The following is a 20,070-nucleotide window of genomic DNA, read 5'->3' as shown; positions in this document are numbered from 1 at the left end:
TAGATAGTAAAACGCGCCCCGAAAGGCGCGGCTTGCTGCAAAGATAAACTAACCCTGACCCCTTTTTGCTTACAAGCAAAAAGGGGTCAGGGTTGGTATTGCCTTATTGCATGGCGCCGGCGACGGGGGCTGCGGGGGCGCCCATGTTCAGGGCGCGGGTCAGGAAGCCCCAGCGGTCGGCCACTTCTTCGATCTGTTTCGCAGTCGGCTTGCCGGCGCCGTGGCCGGCTTTGGTTTCGATGCGGATCAGGATGGGGTTGGCGCCCGCTTGCGCGGCTTGCGCTGCGGCGGCGAACTTGAAGCTGTGCGCCGGCACCACGCGGTCGTCATGGTCGGCGGTGGTGACCATGGTGGCCGGGTAGCAGCCGCCCGACTTCAGGTTGTGCAGCGGCGAGTACTTGACCAGGGCCTTGAACTCTTCCGCGTTGTCCGACGAGCCGTAGTCCGAGGTCCAGGCCCAGCCGATGGTGAACTTCTGGAAGCGCAGCATGTCCATCACGCCCACCGCCGGCAGGGCCGCCGCGAACAGGTCCGGACGCTGCGTCATCGCCGCACCCACAAGCAGGCCGCCGTTGCTGCCGCCGCCTATCGAGAGCTTGGCAGGCGAAGTGACTTTGTTGGCCACCAGCCATTCGGCCGCGCCGATGAAGTCGTCGAATACGTTCTGCTTCTGCAGCTTGGTGCCGGCCTTGTGCCAGGCTTCGCCGTATTCGCCGCCGCCGCGCAGATTGGCCATGACGTACACCCCGCCCATTTCCAGCCACGCCAGGTTGGCCACCGAGAACGCCGGCGTCATGGAGATGTTGAAACCGCCGTAGCCGTACAGATAGGTCGGGTTGCTGCCGTCCAGCTTGATGCCCTTCTTGGCCACGATGAACATCGGCACCTTGGTGCCGTCGCGGCTGGTGTAGAACTGCTGGCGCGTCTCATACGCGGCCGGGTCGAAGTCCACTTTCGGCTGGCGGTAGACGCTGCTCTTGCCGGACTTCATGTCATAGCGGTAGATGGTGGCCGGGGTGGTGAAACTGGTGTAGGAGTAGAAAGTCTCGGCGTCCTTGGCCTTGCCCAGGAAGCCGCTGGCCGAACCAATGCCCGGCAGGTCCAGCGTGCGCACCGGCTTGCCCTTCATGTCGAAAATCTTCACGGCGCTGTGCGCGTCGGTCAGGTAGTTCAACACCAGCTGCTTGTTGATGATGTTGGCGGACGTCAGCGTTTCCGCCGCTTCCGGCACCAGTTCCTTCCACTGCTCCTGCGCAGGCTTGCGGATGTCGATGGCGATCACGCGCGACTTGGGCGCGTTCTTGTCGGTGCGGAAGTAGAACACCGGGCCATCGTTGGCGATGAAGTCGTAGGCCGCGTCGAACTGCTCCAGCAGGCCGACCACCTTGGCGTCCTTGCTGGCCAGGTCCTTGACGAAAACGCGGTTCTTGCGCGCGGTGCCCTGGCTGCTGCTGATGATCAGGTAGCGGCCATCGTCGGTCACTTCAGCGCCGAAGCCCCATTCCTTCTGGTCGGGACGCTCGTACACCAGCGTGTCGGCGCTTTGCGGCGTACCGATCTTGTGGAAGTACAGCTTCTGGAAGTAGTTCACGCCGGCCAGCTTGGTCGCTTCGGTCGGCTCGTCGTAGCGGCTGTAGTAGAAGCCGCTGCCGTCGTGGTTCCAGGCGGTGCGGGAGAACTTCACCCACTTGATGTGATCTTCGGTGTCCGTGCCGCTGTCGATGCCGCGCACTTTGATTTCGTTCCAGTCCGAGCCGGAGGCGGCGGTGCTGTAGGCCAGCAGCTTGCCGTTCGGGCTGACGGCCGCGCCGGCCAGGGCCACGGTGCCGTCGGACGACAGGGTGTTCGGATCCAGCAGCACGCGCGGCGTGTCGCCCAGCGTCTTCATGGTGTACAGCACGGACTGGTTCTGCAGGCCGTCGTTGCGGCTGTAGAAGTAGCGGCCGCCTTCCTTGTAAGGCACGCCGTAGCGTTCGAAGTTCCACAGCTTGGTGAGGCGGGCCTTGATGGCCTCGCGCGCCGGGATCTGGCCCAGATAGCTTTGCGTCAGCTTGTTCTGCGCATCCACCCATTCCTTGGTTTCGGCGCTGTTGGCGTCTTCCAGCCAGCGGTAAGGATCGGCCACCGTGGTGCCGTGGTAGTTGTCCTGCTGGTCGACCTTTTTGCTGAGCGGGTAGCTCACTACCGCGCCATTGCCGGGGCAGGTTTGCGCCAGCGCGGCGCCGCTGAATGCGGCGGCCAGTGCGAAGATCAGGGAAGCACGTCGTAATTGCATAGATTCGTCTCGTCCGGTTATTTGGGAATGGCGCAGCCCAGCCGCGCTGCCGACGATCATAGCGTGGAATATGACAAATATGAAATGTTCTGAAGCGCGCGGCGTCGCTTTTTATTCGGCCAGCGTGCTCTCGGCCACCGCCATGGCGGCGCCCGGCGGCCGCCATTTCTCCAGCCAGCCGGCCAGCTGGTCGGCCGGCATGGGCCGGCTCATGAAGTAGCCCTGGCCCTGGTCGCAGCCCATGCGCGCCAGCAGCCGCCATACGGCTTCGCTTTCTATGCCCTCCGCCACCACGCGCAGGCCCATGTTGTGGCCCAGGTCTATGGTGGAGCGCACGATCTTGCTGTCGCCGATGTCGTTCTCCATGTTCAGCACGAAGGACTTGTCGATCTTCAGCTCGTCCACCGGCAGCCGCTTCAGATAGGCCAGCGAGGAGTAGCCGGTACCGAAGTCGTCGATGGACAGTTCCATGCCCATGCCGTGCAGGCGCTCCAGCGTGTTCTGGGCGCGCACCGGGTCGTCCATGATGGCGCTTTCGGTAATCTCCAGGCAGAAGGCGGACGGCTCGAGTTCATGCCGCGCCAGCAGCTCGGCGAATTTCACCGGCAGGTCCTGGTCCATCAGGTCGCGGGTGGACAGGTTGACGGAAATCTTCAGCTTGATGCCCTGCGCGGCCAGCTGGCGGCACAGCACAGCCGATTGTTCCATCACCCAGCGCGTGAGCACGCGGATAAAACCGGTCTGCTCGGCGAAGGGAATGAACTGGTCCGGGAAGACATTGCCGCGCTCGGGATGCACCCAGCGCACCAGCGCCTCGGCGCCCACCGCCTCGCCGCTGCCCAGCATGATCTTGGGCTGCACGAACAGGCGGAATTCGTTGCGCTCGACCGCGTTGCGCAACTCGGTCAGCAGCGACAGGCTTTGCTCGCTGCTCTTGTCGATGGCGGCGTCGTACACCACGGCGCCGTCGTTGCGCTGCTTGGCGGTGTACATGGCCACCTCGGCCGCGCTCAGCAGGGATTCGGCGTTATCGCCATGCATGGGGTAGCCTGCAATGCCCAGGCCGGCGCCGATGTCCACCATCTGCTCGTCCAGCGACAGCGGCGTTTCCAGCGCGGCCAGCACTTCGCGCGCGATCACCTGCGCCTGCTCCAGCGTGGTGTCCGGCAGCAGCACCACGAATTCGTCGCCGCCCAGCCGCGCCACCTGGGCCGAGGTGTTGCGCCGGTTGGCCAGCTGCACCTGCAAGCGCCCCGCCACCTGGCGCAGCAGCGCGTCGCCGAAGCTGTGGCCCATCACGTCGTTCACGTGCTTGAAGCGGTCCAGGTCCATCATCAGCACGAACACCGGCGTTTCGCGCTTGCGCGCTTCGGCGATGGAGTCGTTCAGGTGCAGCACGAACTGGGCGCGGTTGGGCAGGCCGGTCAGGGTGTCCCAATACGCCAGGCGGCGGATTTCCTGCTCGCGCTTGGCGATACCGTCGCGCATGCTGTCGAAGGCCTGCGCCAGCGCGCCGATCTCGTCCTCGCGCTTGAATTCGATCTGGCCCTTGTAGTCGCCGCGCTCCAGGCGCTTGGCGGTGTCGGCCAGCAGGGTCAGCGGCTGGGCGATGCGCTTGGCGGTAAACACGCTGGCGGCGGCCGAGATCAGGATGCCCGCAACGGCCAGGCCCAGCAGCCAGCGCTCCAGGCGCGCATATTCGGCGATGGCCTCGTCGATGGAGCGCACCAGCAGCACGCTCACGGCCTGGCCGGCGTCCTCGCCCAGCTGCAGTTGGCGCACGCTGTAGCGCGCGTCCTGCACCGACACATCGAAAGGCGCATCCAGCCGTGCCGGCATGGCTTCGATGCTGTGCGTCAGTGCGGCGATCACCGGCGCCGGCAACGTGGAGGCCACCGGCAGCAGGCCGCCCTGCCGGTCGCGCGTCAGGATGGATGTGTGCAGCCCGCTCACGCTCTGCATTTCGCCGGCCAGCTGGCTGTCGATCGGGAAGGTCATGACGATGTAGCCGATGACGATAGGCGCTTTCACCGGCATCACCACCACCTGGTAGGGGTAGCGGTCCACCAGGGCGATGCCGTTGGCGCCGTCCGAGGCTTCGGCCTGGTCCAGCATGCTCATGACCAGCTTTTCCAGGCCGGCCGACTGGCTTTCGCTGGTGGTGGCGGTGATCTTGCGCTCGGCCGACACCAGCATGGAGGCGGTGGCCTTGATGCGGCGGCCGCTGTTGGCCAGCGCGGATTCGATGGTGGCGCGGTCGGATTCGTCGTTGTTGCCGATAGCGGCCACGAAGGCGGTGTCGCGCGCCAGCAGGCGGGCGCCAAAGCGCAGGCTCTGCGCGTTCTGTTCGAGCAGGCGGCGGAACACCTTGGCGCCGTTGCCCAGCTCCACGCCGATGGAGGCACGCGCATTGCTGTCGATGCCGCGCTGGATCAGCAGCAGCCCGGCCACCTGCACGGCGATAATCAGCAGCAGGAACAACGTGACGATGCGGCTCTCCAGGCTGCGGAAATGGAAGCGCATGCGGGCTCCTACAGCGCGTCGCCGCTGACGGGCGGCTTCATGGGCAGGCGGAAGCTGGCCGTGCCGAGCGCGTCGCCGGCCTTGACCACCACCGCCTGCTCGGCGGGCTGCCCGCCGGCCATATTGAAATGCCAGACCTTGAGCACGTATTTGCCGGCCGGCGCGTCGATGCGGCCCACGCCGGCCGCGTCGCCCTTCACAAAGTAAGGCGTGTCGACGATGCGCACATAGGCCACCATCTTGTCGTGGATATTGCACCCCAGTACCACAATGCCGGGCTTGTCGAAGATCTGCGGCGTGGCCGTGGTGCCCGAATACAGCTTCTGGTCGAACTTGTGCGCCGGCGAGAAAGAGTAGATGTGGTGGCGCACCTTGTCGTTGTTCGGAAAATCGATGCGGGTGCCGGTCTGCACCACCGTCACCAGCGGCATGAATTTCAGGCCCTTCTGCTCGATCTCGGCCGCTTTCAAGGTCCCCTTGGACACGGCCTGCCCGGCCTCGGCCTCCAGCCAGGCCACGGCGTCGGCCAGCGGGGCACCGGCGCTGTCGGCCACCGCCACGGCGACACCGGACGCGCGGGCGCCAGCCGCCAGCAAACAGAGGGTAGCGGCGGCGGCCAGGCGGGCGAACGGTTTCGGCATCGGTGCGGGCATGAGTGCTGATAGAGGAAATCCTATTGTAGCGCCAGCGGCGATGAGCGTTAAGTAGTTTCCTGAATTCATCAACCTGTCACATTCCCTGCTTACCATCACACACTTGCTACTTCTTGCCTGCTTACCATGAACAATGTGGCCTACCTGCGCCCCGCCCCCGACGACGACGCCTTGCTGCGCATGCAACTGAACGACATCATCGAGCGCCGCCAGCTGAGCGCCCTGTTCCAGCCCATCGCGCGCATGCAGGACGGCGACATCATCGCCTACGAAGGGCTTATACGGGGGCCGTCCGACAGCCCCCTGCACTCGCCGCTGAACCTGTTCAAGGCGGCGCGCGTGTGCGGGCGCACGGTGGAGGTGGAGCATCTGTGCCGGCGCGTGGTGCTGGAGCGCTTCGCCGAACTCAAGCTGCCGGGCAAGCTCTTCCTCAACGTCAGCCCCGAATGCCTGTTGCTGCAGCCGGACGGCACGCGCGGCGAAACCTTGCAATACATACAACAGCTGGGCATCAATCCGGAGCGCGTGATTATCGAGCTGACCGAAAACCAGCCCACCTATGATTACGAACTGATGCGCGAAGCGGTGCTGCATTATCGCAACATGGGCTTCCAGATCGCCATCGACGACCTGGGCGAAGGCTTCTCCAGCCTGCGCCTGTGGTCGGAGCTGCGGCCCGAGTATGTCAAGATCGACATGCATTTCATCCAGGGCATCAACCACGATCCGGTGAAGCTGCAGTTCGTGCGCTCCATCCAGGAGATCGCCGACAAGTCCGACACGCTGGTCATCGCCGAGGGCATAGAAACCCAGGCCGAGCTGCTGGTGCTGCGCGATATCGGCGTGGCCTACGGCCAGGGCTACCACCTGGGCCGGCCGCACAACGCGCCGGCGCGCGCCCTGCCGGCCGAAGTGGCCAAGGCGCTGAGCCGCAACGGCGTGGCCGTGTATCCGCAGCGCGGCGCCGAGAAGCAGGCCGCCAGCATCGCCAAGCTGCTGCACGAGGTGGCGGCGGTGCCGCCGTCCATGAGCAACAACGAGGTGTACGAGATCTTCATGGCCGAACCCAAGCTGATGATTATCCCGGTGGTGGACGGCGGCGAGCCGCTCGGCCTGATCAGCCGCTTCGACATGATCGACCACTTTGCACGCCCCTACCAGCGCGAGCTGTACGGCAAAAAGTCCTGCAAGGTCTTCATGGACCCCAAGCCGCTGATCGCCGACAAGGATACCAGCCTGCAGGACCTGTCCTACCGCATGGTGGAGTCGGCCGCGCACCACCTGTTCAACGGCTTCATCATCACCGAGCACGGGCGCTACCTGGGCATGGGCACCGGCCACGACCTGATGCGCGAAATCACGCAGATGCAGATCCACGCGGCGCGCTACGCCAACCCGCTGACCCAGCTGCCGGGCAACGTGCCCATCAACGAGCATATCGACCGCCTGCTCGAAAGCGGCACGCGCTTCTGGGTCTGCTATTGCGACCTGGACCACTTCAAGCCCTTCAACGACGTGTACGGCTACCGCCGGGGCGACGACGTGATCCAGATGACGGCCCGCATCCTCAGCGGCCACTGCGACCCCGACCGCGACTTCATCGGCCATATCGGCGGCGACGACTTCATGCTGCTGTTCCAGAGCGAGGACTGGGAAACGCGCTGCCGCGCCATCCTGGCCGACTTCGAGAGCAGCGTGCTGGACTTCTACAGCCTGGAGGACCGCGACCGGGGCGGCTATATCAGCGAGGACAGGCAGGGCAAGAAAGTGTTCTATTCGCTGATGAGTCTATCGCTGGGCACGATACGGGTGGAGCCGCACCAGTACTATTCCCACCACCAGATCGCCACCCAGGCTTCGGACGCCAAGAAGCAGGCCAAGAAGATCCACGGCAACAGCCTGTTCGTAGACCGCCGCCAGCAGGTACAGCCAGCCTAGGCGCCCGCCTGCTGGCAGGCCGGCTGTTCGCCGCCGGCGGCGGGAAACTGCTCGGCCAGCGCGCACGCGGCGGCCAGCGCGCCGGCCAGCTCGGCCTCGCTCAGCTTGCCGCGCATCTGCTCGCGCTGCGCGGCCGCGCTGGCGTTGCCGCCGGCGGCCGACACGGCGATCCAGATATACGCCTGCACCGGATCGCGCGCCACGCCGCGCCCGCTGTGATACATGCCGCCCAGGTTGTACTGCGCCAGCACATGGCCCTTGCCCGCCGCCTGGCGGTAGCAGGCCACCGCCGCCTCGTCGTCGCGCGCCACGCCCTGGCCGTTGGCGTACATCACCCCCAGATTGTTCAGCGCGCTGGTGTCGCCCTGGGCGGCCGCCGCCTGGTACCAGGCCACGGCGCGCGCCTCGTCGCGCTCCACCCCATGGCCGTTGGCATACATGACGGCGGCGTTGAACTGGGCGCTGGCCACGCCTTGCTCGGCGGCCTGGCAATACCACTCCAGCGCGCGCGCCGCGTCGGCCGCCACGCCGCGCCCCTGCGCATACATGGCGGCCAGCCTGGATTGCGCCTGCGCGTGGCCGGACTCGGCGGCGCGGCGGTACCAGATCAGGGCCTCCGGCTCGTCGCGCTCCACGCCGTAGCCATTGGCCAACAGCACGGCCAGGCTGAACTGGGCCTCGACGTCGTCCTGCGCGGCGGCCCGGGCCAGCCAGCTGTAGGCGCGGCGCTGGTCGGGCGCCACCCCGCGCCCCTCGGCGTAGGCGATGCCGACCAGGCGCTGCGCCACGGCGTGGCCCTGGGCGGCGGCCTGCCGGAACCAGGCCAGCGCCGCCGCATCGCTGGGCGGCACGCCTTGGCCGCGCTGGTACATCCGGCCCAGGTTGAGCTGGGCGTCCGCATCGCCCTGCAGGGCCGCCTTGCGCAGCCAGGCCAGCGCCAGGGGATCGCTGCGCCGCGTGCCCAGGCCGAGCAGATAGGCTTCGCCCACCAGCGCCTGCGCGCTCGCCACGCCCTGCGCGGCGGCGCGGCTGAACCAGGCCAGCGCGGTTTCGTCGCAGCGGGCCACGCCGCGCCCCTTGCGGTACATCTGGCCCAGGTTCTGCTGGGCGGACGCTTCGCCCTGCTCGGCGGCCAGGCGGAACCAGAAGACGGCCTCGGCGTCGCGGCAGGCTGTGCCGCGTCCGTTGTAGTACATGGCGCCAAGGTGGTTTTGTGCGAACGCCAGGCCCTGCAGCGCGGCCAGGCGCATCCAGACGAAGGCCTTTTCCTCGTCGCGGCGCACGCCCTGGCCCTTCTTGTACAGCAGGGCCAGGTTGAACTGGGCATAGGGATTGCCGCGCGCGGCGGCGTCGCGGTACCACGAAAAGATGGTGCTATCGGCGGGGGAATAGCGATGGTCCATGATGACTCTTTGCGACGCGTGTGCACAAAGTTTAGTCAGTCAGGCCAGCATGCCTTTGATCACGCTCAATCGTGGTTGCGAATTGATAGCCAGGTGGAAATTTGCGCCTACTTGCCGGTTTGCTTGAGCAGATAGGCATGCACCTTGGCTGCCGCCAGCTTGTTTACCGACAGCAGCAGTTCCGGCTCAACCTGGGCCAGGCCGTAGGTGTCGCCCAGGTGGCGGGCGATGTGCAGCAGCACCTGCGCCGCCACTTCCGCGTCCGACTCGGCCCGGTGGGCCGCGCTCTTGAAGCGGATGCCGAGCTGGCCGGACAGCTGGCCCAGCTTGTAGCTGCCCAGCGCGGGAAACACGCGCCGCGCCAGTTTCAGCGAGCAGACCGTGCCCTGGTGCGCCGGCGCCAGGCCGAAACGGCCCGCTTCCGCGCGCAGAAACTTCTCGTCGAAACTGGCGTTGTGCGCGGCCAGCGCGTCCGAACCGATGAAGTCCAGCAGCGCAGGCACCACCTCGTCCACCGGCGGCGCGCTGTCCACCATCTGCTGGGTAATGCCGGTGAGCCCGGTGATAAAGCTGGGAATGCGCACGCCGCAATTAATCAGCGACACATAACGGTCGGTGATGCGGCCGTCCTCAATGCGCAGCGCCGCCACTTCGGTGATGCGGTCGCCCATGTCCGGCGACAGCCCCGTGGTCTCGAAGTCGATCATCACGATGGGCTTGCTGTACACCGCACCGCTGTGGGCCACCATTACGCGCCCCCGAACTTGCGCACCGCGTCCAGCGCCAGGCCGGCGCCGATGCTGCCGAACAGGTCGCCCTCCACCTTGCGCGCGGCAGGCAGCACCGCGCCGATGCGTTCGCGCAGCGACAGCACGCCGCTGGAGCCGCCGGTGAAGAACACCGTGTCCACCTGCTCCGGCTTGACACCCGCGTCCGCCAGCATCTTCTGCACGGTCTGCTCGACCGAGCCGACCAGGTGGCCGATGGCGCTGTCGAAGCTGCTGCGGCTCAGGTCCAGCGTGACGGCGGGCGACAGGCGGTCCAGCTCCAGCGCCACGTGTTCCGCGCCGGACAGGGCAATCTTGCCCTCCTCCACCTTCATCGCCAGCCAGTGGCCGGCGCGCTGGTCGATCAGCTTCTGCAGACGGGTCAGCTTGTCCTGCTCGCGCGCGTCGCGCACCAGTTCGGACAGCTGCGACCACATCTTCTTGGTGTAGGCCAGGTTGATGGTGTGCCAGGTGGCCAGATTGAAGAAATAGCTGGACGGCACTTCGCTATTGTTGTTCAGCTGCGTGCCGTAGCCCAGCAGCGGCATCACCGCCGACAGGCTCAGGTATTTATCGAAGTCCGTTCCGCCGATGTGCACGCCGCCGGTGGCCAGGATGTCATCGCGGCGCTCGGCCTTTTTGGCGCGCTCGGGCGACAGGCGCACCAGCGAGAAGTCGGACGTACCGCCGCCGATATCGGCGATCAGCACCAGTTCTTCCCGGTCGATCTGGGACTCGTAGTCGAACGCGGCGGCGATGGGCTCGAACTGGAAAGCGATGTCCTTGAAGCCGACCGAACGGGCGATCTCGGCCAGCGTATCCTCGGCCAACTGGTCGTTGGCGGCGCTGTCGTCGATAAAGTGCACCGGGCGCCCGAACACGGCCGACGTGAACTGGCGGCCGGAGGCCTGCTCGGCGCGCTTCTTGACTTCGCCGATGAAGTTGGCCAGCAGCATGCGGAACGGCAGCGCGCGCCCGCCCACTTCGGTCTGGCCGTCGATCAGGCTGGTGCCCAGCAGGCTTTTCAGCGAACGCATCAGCCGGCCCTCATAGCCGGCCAGGTATTCGCTCAGCGCGGCGCGGCCGAAGGTGACTTCCTCGTCTTCGGCGTTGTAGAACACCACCGAGGGCAAGGTGGTTTTGCCGTCCTCCAGGGCCAGCATGGTGCCGTGGCCGGGACGCACCCAGCCCACCGTGGAATTGGACGTGCCAAAATCGACTCCGCAAGCTATGGCCATGTCTATCTTCCAGTAAATTCTAAGGGGCGGTAGTTTAGCAGAAACGGCCCGCCCTGCGCCTATTTAACGACAGTTGCCGGCATTATTATCGCAGACTATTGCCATGCGGTAAGACAATAAGATATTCTTGGGAAATAACTATAAACATGCAATGCCTGGCCCAACAGAGATGAGACCTACGAAAAACGCGCCGGCACCCAACGCTGCGGAACACAAGGCAGCCATACTGCGCGACAACCGGCGCGTGACGTCCTACGACGTGGCGCTGGTGGCGGGCGTGTCGCAATCTGCCGTGTCGCGCTGCTTCAAGCCGGGCGCCAGCGTGTCCAAGGACACATTCAAGCGCGTGATGGAAGCGGCCAGCAGCCTGGAGTACATTCCCAATGCAGCGGCGCGCAGCCTGATTACGCGGCGCAGCAATATGGTGGCGGTCATCATCTCCAACGCGGCCAATCTCTACTATCCCGAAGCACTGTCCGAACTGAGCAAGCAAGTGGCGCGGCGCGGCAAGCGCGTGCTGCTGTTTACGCTGACCCGAGAAAGCGAGCTGGACGGAGTGATGAACGACGTCTGGCAATACCAGGTGGACGGCGTGATCGCCGCCGCCACGCTGAGCGAGGCGCAAGTGGCCGAATTCGAGCGCCGCCGGGTGCCGCTGGTGGTCTTCAACCGCAACCTGCGCGGCCAGGCCGCCAACACCGTGGCCTGCGACCAGTACGAAGCCGGCCGCGCGCTGGCTTCGCGGCTGGCTGCGGCCGGGCACCGCGTGTTCGGCATCATCGACGGCGCGCAGGACAACGCAGTGGCCAGCGAACGCCGGCGCGGCGTCTGCGAGCGGCTGGCCGAGCTGATGCTGCCTGAGCCGCTTATCGTGCGCGGCAATTTCGACTACACCAGCGGCAAGCTGGGCCTGCGCGAAATCATCGCGCGCAGCAACGGCCGGGTGCCGGACGCCGTCATCTGCGGCACCGACGTCATGGCCATCGGTTGCCTGGACTGCGCGCGCCACGAACTGGGGCTGAACGTGCCGGAACAGCTGTCTGTGGCCGGTTTTGACGCGGTCGAGGCGTCCGAGTGGCTCAGCTACAACCTGACCACCCTGCGCCACCCCATGCAGCAAATGGCGGCGGCGGCGGCCGACCTGCTGCACAACCTGATAGAGAACCCGGGCGGCGCCGCCGAAAAGCGCATGTTCGCCCCCCACTTCATCGAAGGCGCCACCGCCCGCCTCGCTCCGCTGGCATCCGTCTCACTCGCGGCTTGACCTTGAGCGCTCAGGCCTGGTTGACAGGGCCACTACCGCAGCGCCAGCCATCAATATCAGCGCATCCTCGATCAGTCCGCTGCGGGTCTGCCCCATCTGCGCCATAGCCCGCTTCCGGGCGGCGAGCGTTACATAGGCAAGAGGCACTGCAGTTGCCACCGCGACTGCCGCGCCGGCCGGTTCCCGGCCCTTAGGCGCCAAAGCCGCACCAGCAATCCCGGCGCTCAACACGCGCGCCAACAACCCAAGAAAGACGGTCCGGTCTGGCGCGGTCTTCATCTTGTCGCCGGCCAGCTCTCCGAGCCCCATAGCCAGCGCACCGTACTTGAACACAGGCCGGTCCAGCAGGACCAGCTCTCCGCTAGTGCGGCGCTGGGCGAGACGCGCCGCCGCGAGCGTGGCCATCGGCGTCATGGACCGCGCGCTAGCAACCGCGCCGATCAGAGCGGAGGAAATCAGGCTGCGAGTATTCATCTGTGTTACCCCTTATGCGAGTGGATGTTCCCTGGCCGCCAACCGAACCTGGCGAACGAGATGCCACCTTAGGGGAAATTTCGCATTCCATCTGTTAGATAGGGCATACAAGCCCTAGCCTAGCCCAGCTCAGCTCAGCCAGCCGGGCGCGGACAAGGTCCTTCACCAGGGCTTCATCGACAGGCCAGTCAACCGGGATTTGAAAGCAATTCTTAAAGACAACAAAATCACCAAGCCTTGGCTTGAAGGCCTCCATGACCGAGGCACTCCAAGGAGCAAATGTCAGATGGTTTTTGTAAGCGGCCAGGCCGGCCACATAACTGCCGTTCCGGTGGATATGCGGCACATTCCAGGCCATCTTCACCTCCAACTCAGGAAACTCGCTGAGAACAAAAGTAATGATGGCGCGTAGCGTCCTCGCCTTCACCGCCTGCACTGAGGCAAGATATTCATCTACCGATGCAAACTTTTGCGTACCCATTCTGCGTTTTCCGTCGTTTTATATACACGCTCGCTTGTCTTTGGGGAGATATAGTGAAATATGCAAAGTCCAATTTCGCCCCAAAGCGAACGGTCACTTGGAACTAGTACGAGTCTTTTGAAATCGCGGGGCCGCACGAATGACCCCACAGTAAACGAAGCATCAGCTCTCCGAAATTTTGCGGGCCTCGGTATAGTTGACCGTCAGGATCGGTAAATACATAAAAAGTCCCATTAGTGCCGACTGACAAAATCATGTGGTCATGATGAGCTGAGGCAAATGCAACAACCTCACCAATTTGTTCAGCCCAAGCTTGAAAAAGATCGCCGAACTCCGGGCGAAGACTTTCGTAAAAGCGCACATCGCTCGATGCCATTTCTGTTCCTACGCCACATGTCCCTACAGTCAACCCTCCGAACTCATCAACTATTCGATTGGCGATGGCAAAGGCGGACGTTGACATCTTGCCTGGCGGGGCGTTGCTCTTCGGCCCCTTCCAGCCTGCTTCTCTAAAGACGGGCTCTATTAGCTTCGGTATTTCCAACATAGTCAGTTTAAAAAGGGCGTCGATTAAATGGCTGTTCTGGGCTGTTAGACATCAAGACAAGTAATCGACCTCGGCGCCCAGTTCAGCGTACCCAAGAACTCGAAAGCCAGTTTCAGTGAACTCTCCTGGAACGTGGACCTTGGCCAGCTCAGTCAATACAGCCTGCCGTTGTGCGGAAGATTCGATAGCGATTTCCACCCATTTAATGAATTTATATCCGCCATTCCGGAAGTGGTAAAACCATTCTCTATCCCACTCTGAGAGGTATCCATTTTCTACGTCCAATGTACGCCATTTTGGTGAGAGCGGTCCAAGCTCATACATCGCCAGTCTCAACTCATCCCACTTTGTATCGTTCATCAATGATAACATATAGTTGTTATTTCCATATCACCAGCTCCGCTTTTAGCCGCCAGATGTTTAGCTAACTTAACTCTGTAACCACCTGCCTAAGCCAAATCCGGATTTCAACTGGCGAACCGGCCCAATAATCGCATCCGAGCTCTTGTATCAGCCGGCAACGCGTTTCATCAGGCGCCGAATCCGATAGGAGATGTTCTATTCCCGCCCAACCAGCGTCGATCGGTTGAATCCGCAACTGCATACGGCCTCAGGGAAATAATAGCAGCATCTTAGAGCTAGAATACTGCACCTTCACTTGAGCTAATTCCACAGACAGTTTTTGACGAAAAGTCAATCCTTCCGCGTCTAATTTGTCAACCTCGCCCAAACTTAATATGCCCCAAAATGTGTTAGTTCATATCGTTGCTGCCAGGATGAAATTGCATTGATCAGGTCTTCAGAAATGCCGATGGCGGATACGGTTAGATACCCGCCCTCAACCGCGTCCCTGATACCAGTTCCAGAGAGCCCCCCATCAACCACTAAATAGCGTGCTTGGTTGTACATATCTATGAAGCATTCGTGCACGTCTACAACTGGCCGTTAGTGTGCTGTGGCTGAAACGCCTCGGACTTGAAGAATCAACTGCGAAGCAATTTCCCAGTAGACATTCAGGTCGTTGACGGCTAAGTTCGCAACTTCGTCTTTCCCAGAAAGAAATAGCGGCCGCAAGTATCCTATGCATTGGCTGTATGATGGAGCTGGGCCTCCTTGAGATAGCCAGTTTTCATGAAACTCGGCTGCAAGCGCAGCATCGCGATATTCAATCAATTCTTGATCGTGAAAAGATGAGATATGACAAGGTATTTCAAGGGCTTCCCCCGTACCAGGTTCTAGCATCACAACTCCTGGCAGGCCACCAACGAGCCGTCCGGGGTCGAGTGCGAATATACGGCCTAACCAGTCATAAGCAAAGCAGGAGAGCCGGTTCCCAAAATCTGGAAAAGCTTTTGAGGCGGTCAAATCCCATTCATATTTTTCACTTTCAAGAATTATACGATATAGCCCTCGCGAAAATGATGAACCGCCAAGCAACTGAATGAGAGCCATGACGCTTGGTTCAACTGAAAATACCTGGTGGGTTCCAGCAGCTCCATCACGAATATAGTGTTTTGAAAAAACCTCTAACATCTGTTCCTCATATTTTATTTTCACCATACGCCGCTTTTGGCCGCCTACAGCCGGGCTTGTAGTTCATAAGGCCAACGCGAGCGATAATCAGCGCCGGCCAGCACCGTTTTAGCATGTACCTTGCGTTTTTCATGTGCCAGAATTGAGTGAGCAATTTCGTCTTGTATCATCAAGCATGTTTGGATAGCATTTTACGGTGTGTGTATGGCAGCTTCTGGCTGCGGACCTTCGCTCAGTCTGCCAATGAAGGATTTTTTTCATATTTACTTATCCAGAACAACGAGTGTTCAGTCAAATATCTTGGTTTCGTATTTATTTCTCAAGGCAATCGGCATCTCAAACCAAATCCATTGGTCGTGAATCGAAAGAGGCTTTTGATCAGCTCCAAGTACTTTTGTTCGCGTCAGGTATGCAGTTCTATTATGAATTCCCTCAAACCTTGGGGATTGCACCACCACTTCACCGTTCTTTGCTACCACATTCGTTATGACGAACGGTGACTCAGGTAGATTGGGGTTTTCAAATTCAACTCGAATTGTTGATCCATCAGGCAAAGGCTTTTTCGTTGCAAGAGTCAGTGCGAAAATAGCAGTCGACTCCTGACGTGCAACCAGAACCATCGCAAGCTGCGATGTAAAGAACTCGGACTGCGCCGGCTTGGAGGGACCGGATGGGCGTGTCTCTTGGGCAGATACCGTGGTGAAGATCGCCGCAATAAAAGTAGAGGCGAGTAATTTCTCAAATGATTTCATCGTTGCGTCTTTCTAATGTCCGCTGCTGGCAGGTCAAGGCCAACAAGTCCTTCATACTTTCATCTCGTCAACAGGACATTGAGCCAGTAACCGAGCGACCTCTACTGAGAACGCAGCTGAATCGAAACTCTTCGGCTTTCGCTTCATCTCAGATACGCGCCCAATTGCGCTCAACAAGATTTCAGCGAATCTTTGAAATTGTTCTTCCGCTGGAAGGTCTTTCACGTCAGGCCAATTGAGTTGCCCCACAGAGACCACCAACTTCATCTTTGGGCGGTAACTCGTGTAGCCGCTCATCGATGTGAAAAAATTGCCCCATCCCTCCAAATCTCCAATTTCAAAACCAAGGACGAACGTTTCAATCGACTCTCCAAAGGAGAAAATTTTCAAAGCCGCATGGAAGTAATCTTCAACTTTCGCTATGCTCAGCTTCCATATTCCAGTTTCCGGAGGCGGACCTCCGTAGTAAACCGGCCCGCTTTGAGATGCACCGGCCCATTTCACTTCGCCGCCACAAGTTACCTTTATTTTCAACTGCACTAACGAGCACTCCTAACTGAGCGAAAAGACACATCAATTCCCAAGGTCGGCTGTTGGCGGACACCGAGGTTAATGCTAGTAGAGGTGGAGCTCTGATAAACTGCTCCCCTCCCTCTTGAGAGGGGCTTCATTTATCGGAGAAAATGTAATAGTCCTCAAGCGCGGCCAACTAACACAGTCTGAAACGGCCTCGTCAAATATAAGTCTTTCGTCTCGCCATACTTTCGCAGTCGCAAAGGTGAGGCTTCCACATTCCCCGTTTAGATTCCAATTTGCGGGTTCGCCAGTAATCTTAATTCGGTAACGAACTCCACCGAGTTTGCATCCTCGCACAACGCTTAGCACCCTTACAACAGCATCACCACTTGCATTATTTTTCTTAAGGTCAAATGTGTCCCATAAATCCATATTTTTTTTAGGGACGTTGTATGCATCGAAAAAACCTAACTGAAGAATATTGTTTCGCTTATTGCATTCCAGCCCAACAATGAGCGTACCATCAGACTTCTGCGACTCCCTATTATATTGCACCACTTCGCCAGCAAAGCTTTCACTGCCAATAAATAGAGATAATGAAACTATAATGGCATAGTGCATCAGACAAACCTTTATTCCCATAAATATATGATCAACACTCAAAGTTTAACTTTCGCCGGATGCCGACCTTAGCTCAGCTGCACTGAGGTCGACATACTCAGCACTGCGGACACATATTTCATCTTTCGTGCCTTAATTTCTAAATTGCGATAAGTCTGCGAAGGTCCGGTTCTGGCCGAAGACGGCCGAGCCTCCGTGGGACCACCAGTGCGTTCATGGCTCGCCGGCTCGGTCTTTACGCTCACGAATCATTCCAGCGTTCGCCCATTCGGCAATGCTTGTATATATGGTTGTGATGTGCCAACGCCATCAGCAGCCTTCAAATTTAATGTACTCAACAGGCACCGAGTCAGTTAGCCAAACACCATTTTCAGACAAATAAAATGCGATGCCATCTCGACGCATTTGTTCAGCATTGATAAGCAATACTAGAGGCTTCCCATGACGCGCGCCTACAGTGGTGGCAACTTCAAACGAGGAAGATAGATGCACATATTGGCGAGAGCCTGGCCGCAGCCCTCCCTTACGAATGGACGCCTCAAAGCGCGTTGCCGTTCCATGGAACAGTTGAGATGGTGGCACCTGCGAGTTAAGCTTCAGGTCAACTGGAACCGAGTGCCCTTGGTTTGCACGAATTTTCGTACCGCTGTCGTTGAAGGCAAAGCGCTGCTTATCATTATTGGTAACAACCTCTATTAACAGCTCTAGTGAGAGATCATGGCCTTTAGCGTTGGCAGAGGAAATCAGTTCCTCTACTTCTGCCCAGCCTTCGTTGTCCAGTCTCAACCCAATGGCCTCTGGACTATGGCGGAGGACCAAGCTCAAAAACTTACTAGTTCGCTCAAAGTGTTTCGACATTAAAAAATCCTGCTGATATTGTTGATTCAAATAACGCCAGCTCTAGATTGATGTTCACGCCATCGTGACTGGATTTCCCGACTGACCGCAAATGGCCGCAAGTTAATTAACCGCTATTGTTTACAGCACCATTTAAGCCCGTCGGCTTGACCAGCGTTGCAACGTCCCGCATAGTTGCATAGTTAACAACCACAAGTTGACGCACGTTGAGATTCGGCAACAAATTCGCTCCACAAAGCATCGAGAGGCTTGCCGCAGACTTTTTCAAACGGTTGAGGTGTGAATTTCCCTTCCTCAAACGTAACACTGATTTCCCTGACGATGTGGCTGCCTTTGTGCTGTTCCAGCCAATATAAAAAAGTAGAGGCGACCGTATAACGGTTTTCATACCCTTGATGGCGCAGGTCAACTTTTTGTTGCTGCAAATCATATAAATATATATCTTTGGGCGCGTAGTTTACTAAGCGGCCATCGGCAGATAAGTTAAGAGCAGGCTGAATATCTTTTGCGAAGTGCTTATGCCTTAAATAATCGGCCACACCCTCAACTACCCAGCCATTCTCTCCTACACCTTTCCCGTGCTGATTGATGTGCGTAAGTTCATGAATTACCATACCTTCAAAATCTTCTTCCTCCTGCCCCTCAATATATTTAGCCCACAAATAGATGGTGTCGTCTTCAGTGTACGCAGGAACACCGGAATATTTTTGTACGTCTTCGACCTTTATACACGGCCGTGGGTAAGGCAGAGGGTGTCTTTAATCAAAAAGAAGAATATTGATTTTCGGATACCAATCATTTACCAAGCGTTGTGCCGTAGCAAGACGTTCTTGCTGAATGGAGGTGTAGGATGGTGGTTCAGTGAAATCCATAAGTTTTCTCTTTACAGCGGCCGCATCCGGCCGGTTATTGCCGAGCTGCACCTGGCCGTTAGTACGCCGCAATGTACAAGCGAATACTAGCTAACTCGCCGAACATACTTCCTCAACAGGAATAGCGCAGTTCCAAACAAGACTGAAAAGCAAACCGTGCGAACCAGATGGTAGTCATTGGGGTCGCCTATGGTATTGACGTAAACCGCATTTCCAACGAAACATCCCAACGCAGCTAAGGCGAAATCGGACAAAACTCTCTTCATATCTTCCTCTATTCTTGCTATCCCCGGAGGCATTCAGGATAACATCTTGCCCAAGGGGAAAAATCACCAATTGTCACGAGGGCCGCTGAATTAGCGCGGATATGCTGCGCAGCCGTTGATCTCTACGAGGAAACCTTCAGCAAGGTAGCGCGGGATCTTGTCGAATTCGCTGAGCACGCGGGCGCGGAATTCTTCGTGCTCGTGCCAGCGCTCGGCGGGCACGCCGAAATAGTTGACGGGGCTAAGGGACATGCTCAATCCGGGCCAGTGTTTTTGCAAGGTCATCAGATAGCGGCGGCTTGAGCATATTTTCCCGATGACGACGACACTTTGAATCGCGGCAGGGTCCATCACCTCAGCCACCCTGGCGCGGCCGAAGCGGACGTTTTCGCCGGTATTCGTGGCGGCGGTTTCCAGTATGAGAATGGATTCGGGTATGCCCAGCGCGATCAGCCGTTCTGCGATCACGTCCGCCTCCGCTATCGGCGATGATCCGGTGCAGCCCCCGGATATCAGCAAGCGCTTGAACATGCCTTTCTGCCACAACTCGTGCGCCGCTTCGCAGAACTCTGGCACACCGTGGCGGGTGCCGAAAAGGAATCCCAGGTCCGAAACCCGCACGGGGAATGACGGCATTACGTAGTCGGCAATGCGTTGCAGATCGTCTTGTGTCATGGGGAAGCCGTTCAAGCTGCCAGCGCAGCCAGGCGCTTGGGCTTGCTCAGGGCGGAGAGCGCTTTGTCGTAGGACCATTGCAGCAGTTCGGCCAGGTAGTCTGCAGGGAAGTGCTGGACGTTGACGATGGTGACCCAGTGGAAGCGGCCCATGTAGCGGGCGGGTTTGACGCCGGGGACGCCGGTCAGTTCCACAAAGCGATCGGGCGAGGCGCGGAAGCTGAAGCGCCAGCGCTCGGGCTCGCTGGTCTTGAAGTAGGCGAAGGTCTTGCCGCCTACCGCGTACACCAGGATGTTGCTGGGGGCACCGTGCATGGTCTCGGTGGCGCCGGGGAATTGGGCGCAGTGGGCCTTGAGCTGTTTGGTGTCCAATTGTTTGTTCTCCGACGGAGCTGGCGGGTTACGGGGTCCACAA

The 20,070-nt window shown here is 59.8% G+C and carries 20 protein-coding genes; 2 read left to right on the top strand and 18 right to left on the bottom strand.

Annotated features, from left to right (window positions below; all coding sequences use genetic code 11):
• Nucleotides 1-103 precede the first annotated feature (103 nt).
• The 3 genes from AC07S4_RS21535 to AC07S4_RS21525 form a co-directional block, all read right to left on the bottom strand.
• Entirely contained in the window at nt 104-2,275 is a 2,172-nt protein-coding gene (locus tag AC07S4_RS21535) for a prolyl oligopeptidase family serine peptidase (protein WP_494988596.1), read from the bottom strand.
• Nucleotides 2,276-2,386: 111 nt separating this feature from the next.
• Entirely contained in the window at nt 2,387-4,798 is a 2,412-nt protein-coding gene (locus AC07S4_RS21530) for a putative bifunctional diguanylate cyclase/phosphodiesterase (protein ID WP_494988595.1), read from the bottom strand.
• A gap of 8 nt (nt 4,799-4,806) precedes the next feature.
• Complete coding sequence (locus AC07S4_RS21525) at nt 4,807-5,451, bottom strand: methylamine utilization protein (RefSeq protein ID WP_494988594.1); 645 nt, start codon at nt 5,449-5,451, stop codon at nt 4,807-4,809.
• 126 nt (nt 5,452-5,577) lie between these two features.
• Between AC07S4_RS21525 and AC07S4_RS21520 the strand changes: the two genes are divergently transcribed.
• Complete coding sequence (locus AC07S4_RS21520; protein WP_494988593.1) at nt 5,578-7,389, top strand: GGDEF domain-containing protein; 1,812 nt, start codon at nt 5,578-5,580, stop codon at nt 7,387-7,389.
• On the opposite strand, the gene AC07S4_RS21515 is transcribed toward AC07S4_RS21520, so the two are convergent.
• The 3 genes from AC07S4_RS21515 to AC07S4_RS21505 all read right to left on the bottom strand — a co-directional run bounded on the left by AC07S4_RS21515 (nt 7,386) and on the right by AC07S4_RS21505 (nt 10,797).
• On the bottom strand, nt 7,386-8,792 hold the full coding sequence (locus AC07S4_RS21515) for an SEL1-like repeat protein (protein ID WP_494988592.1): 1,407 nt from the start codon (nt 8,790-8,792) through the stop codon (nt 7,386-7,388). The two genes, AC07S4_RS21520 and AC07S4_RS21515, sit on opposite strands and share 4 nt — an antisense overlap.
• A 107-nt stretch (nt 8,793-8,899) precedes the next feature.
• Complete coding sequence (locus tag AC07S4_RS21510) at nt 8,900-9,541, bottom strand: 3'-5' exonuclease (protein WP_494988591.1); 642 nt, start codon at nt 9,539-9,541, stop codon at nt 8,900-8,902.
• Complete coding sequence (locus tag AC07S4_RS21505) at nt 9,541-10,797, bottom strand: Hsp70 family protein (protein ID WP_494988590.1); 1,257 nt, start codon at nt 10,795-10,797, stop codon at nt 9,541-9,543. The genes AC07S4_RS21510 and AC07S4_RS21505 overlap by 1 nt, the downstream gene beginning before the upstream one ends.
• A gap of 169 nt (nt 10,798-10,966) precedes the next feature.
• Here AC07S4_RS21505 and AC07S4_RS21500 point away from each other — a divergent pair, with 169 nt between their 5' ends.
• Nucleotides 10,967-12,061: a LacI family DNA-binding transcriptional regulator gene (locus AC07S4_RS21500; protein ID WP_494988589.1), complete on the top strand. Its 1,095-nt coding sequence runs from the start codon at nt 10,967-10,969 to the stop codon at nt 12,059-12,061.
• Here AC07S4_RS21500 and AC07S4_RS21495 read toward each other — a convergent pair.
• The 12 genes from AC07S4_RS21495 to AC07S4_RS21440 all read right to left on the bottom strand — a co-directional run bounded on the left by AC07S4_RS21495 (nt 12,047) and on the right by AC07S4_RS21440 (nt 20,027).
• The gene (locus tag AC07S4_RS21495; RefSeq protein ID WP_494988588.1) at nt 12,047-12,535 is read right to left on the bottom strand and encodes a hypothetical protein; all 489 of its coding nucleotides are present in this window, start codon (nt 12,533-12,535) and stop codon (nt 12,047-12,049) included. The two genes, AC07S4_RS21500 and AC07S4_RS21495, sit on opposite strands and share 15 nt — an antisense overlap.
• A gap of 94 nt (nt 12,536-12,629) precedes the next feature.
• A complete protein-coding gene (locus tag AC07S4_RS21490; protein WP_494988587.1) occupies nt 12,630-13,016 on the bottom strand; it encodes an iron chaperone in 387 nt (128 codons plus the stop codon).
• 103 nt (nt 13,017-13,119) lie between these two features.
• The gene (locus AC07S4_RS21485) at nt 13,120-13,392 is read right to left on the bottom strand and encodes a hypothetical protein (protein ID WP_494988586.1); all 273 of its coding nucleotides are present in this window, start codon (nt 13,390-13,392) and stop codon (nt 13,120-13,122) included.
• A 222-nt stretch (nt 13,393-13,614) separates the two neighbouring features.
• Nucleotides 13,615-13,935, bottom strand: coding sequence for a DUF6678 family protein (locus AC07S4_RS21480; RefSeq protein ID WP_494988585.1), 321 nt, complete (start codon nt 13,933-13,935; stop codon nt 13,615-13,617).
• Nucleotides 13,936-14,508: 573 nt separating this feature from the next.
• Entirely contained in the window at nt 14,509-15,123 is a 615-nt protein-coding gene (locus AC07S4_RS21475) for a T6SS immunity protein Tdi1 domain-containing protein (protein ID WP_494988584.1), read from the bottom strand.
• Between the two features lie 260 nt (nt 15,124-15,383).
• Nucleotides 15,384-15,848 (bottom strand): hypothetical protein, encoded by a 465-nt coding sequence (locus AC07S4_RS21470; RefSeq protein WP_494988583.1) that lies wholly within the window; start codon nt 15,846-15,848, stop codon nt 15,384-15,386.
• Between the two features lie 51 nt (nt 15,849-15,899).
• Nucleotides 15,900-16,388 (bottom strand): hypothetical protein, encoded by a 489-nt coding sequence (locus tag AC07S4_RS21465; RefSeq protein ID WP_494988582.1) that lies wholly within the window; start codon nt 16,386-16,388, stop codon nt 15,900-15,902.
• A 75-nt stretch (nt 16,389-16,463) separates the two neighbouring features.
• Nucleotides 16,464-16,985 (bottom strand): hypothetical protein, encoded by a 522-nt coding sequence (locus tag AC07S4_RS21460; RefSeq protein WP_494988581.1) that lies wholly within the window; start codon nt 16,983-16,985, stop codon nt 16,464-16,466.
• 309 nt (nt 16,986-17,294) lie between these two features.
• Entirely contained in the window at nt 17,295-17,873 is a 579-nt protein-coding gene (locus tag AC07S4_RS21455) for an RNA 2'-phosphotransferase (protein ID WP_494988580.1), read from the bottom strand.
• A 152-nt stretch (nt 17,874-18,025) separates the two neighbouring features.
• On the bottom strand, nt 18,026-18,571 hold the full coding sequence (locus tag AC07S4_RS21450) for a basic secretory protein-like protein (protein ID WP_494988623.1): 546 nt from the start codon (nt 18,569-18,571) through the stop codon (nt 18,026-18,028).
• 500 nt (nt 18,572-19,071) lie between these two features.
• Entirely contained in the window at nt 19,072-19,656 is a 585-nt protein-coding gene (locus AC07S4_RS21445; protein ID WP_494988579.1) for a YdcF family protein, read from the bottom strand.
• 11 nt (nt 19,657-19,667) lie between these two features.
• The gene (locus AC07S4_RS21440) at nt 19,668-20,027 is read right to left on the bottom strand and encodes an MmcQ/YjbR family DNA-binding protein (protein ID WP_494988578.1); all 360 of its coding nucleotides are present in this window, start codon (nt 20,025-20,027) and stop codon (nt 19,668-19,670) included.
• Nucleotides 20,028-20,070: the final 43 nt, after the last annotated feature.

It is taken from the genome of Pseudoduganella sp. GW821-FHT05F09 (assembly GCF_059419605.1).
The sequence above is the reverse complement of the archived record's forward strand: the minus strand, read 5'-3'. Positions and strand labels throughout refer to the sequence as shown.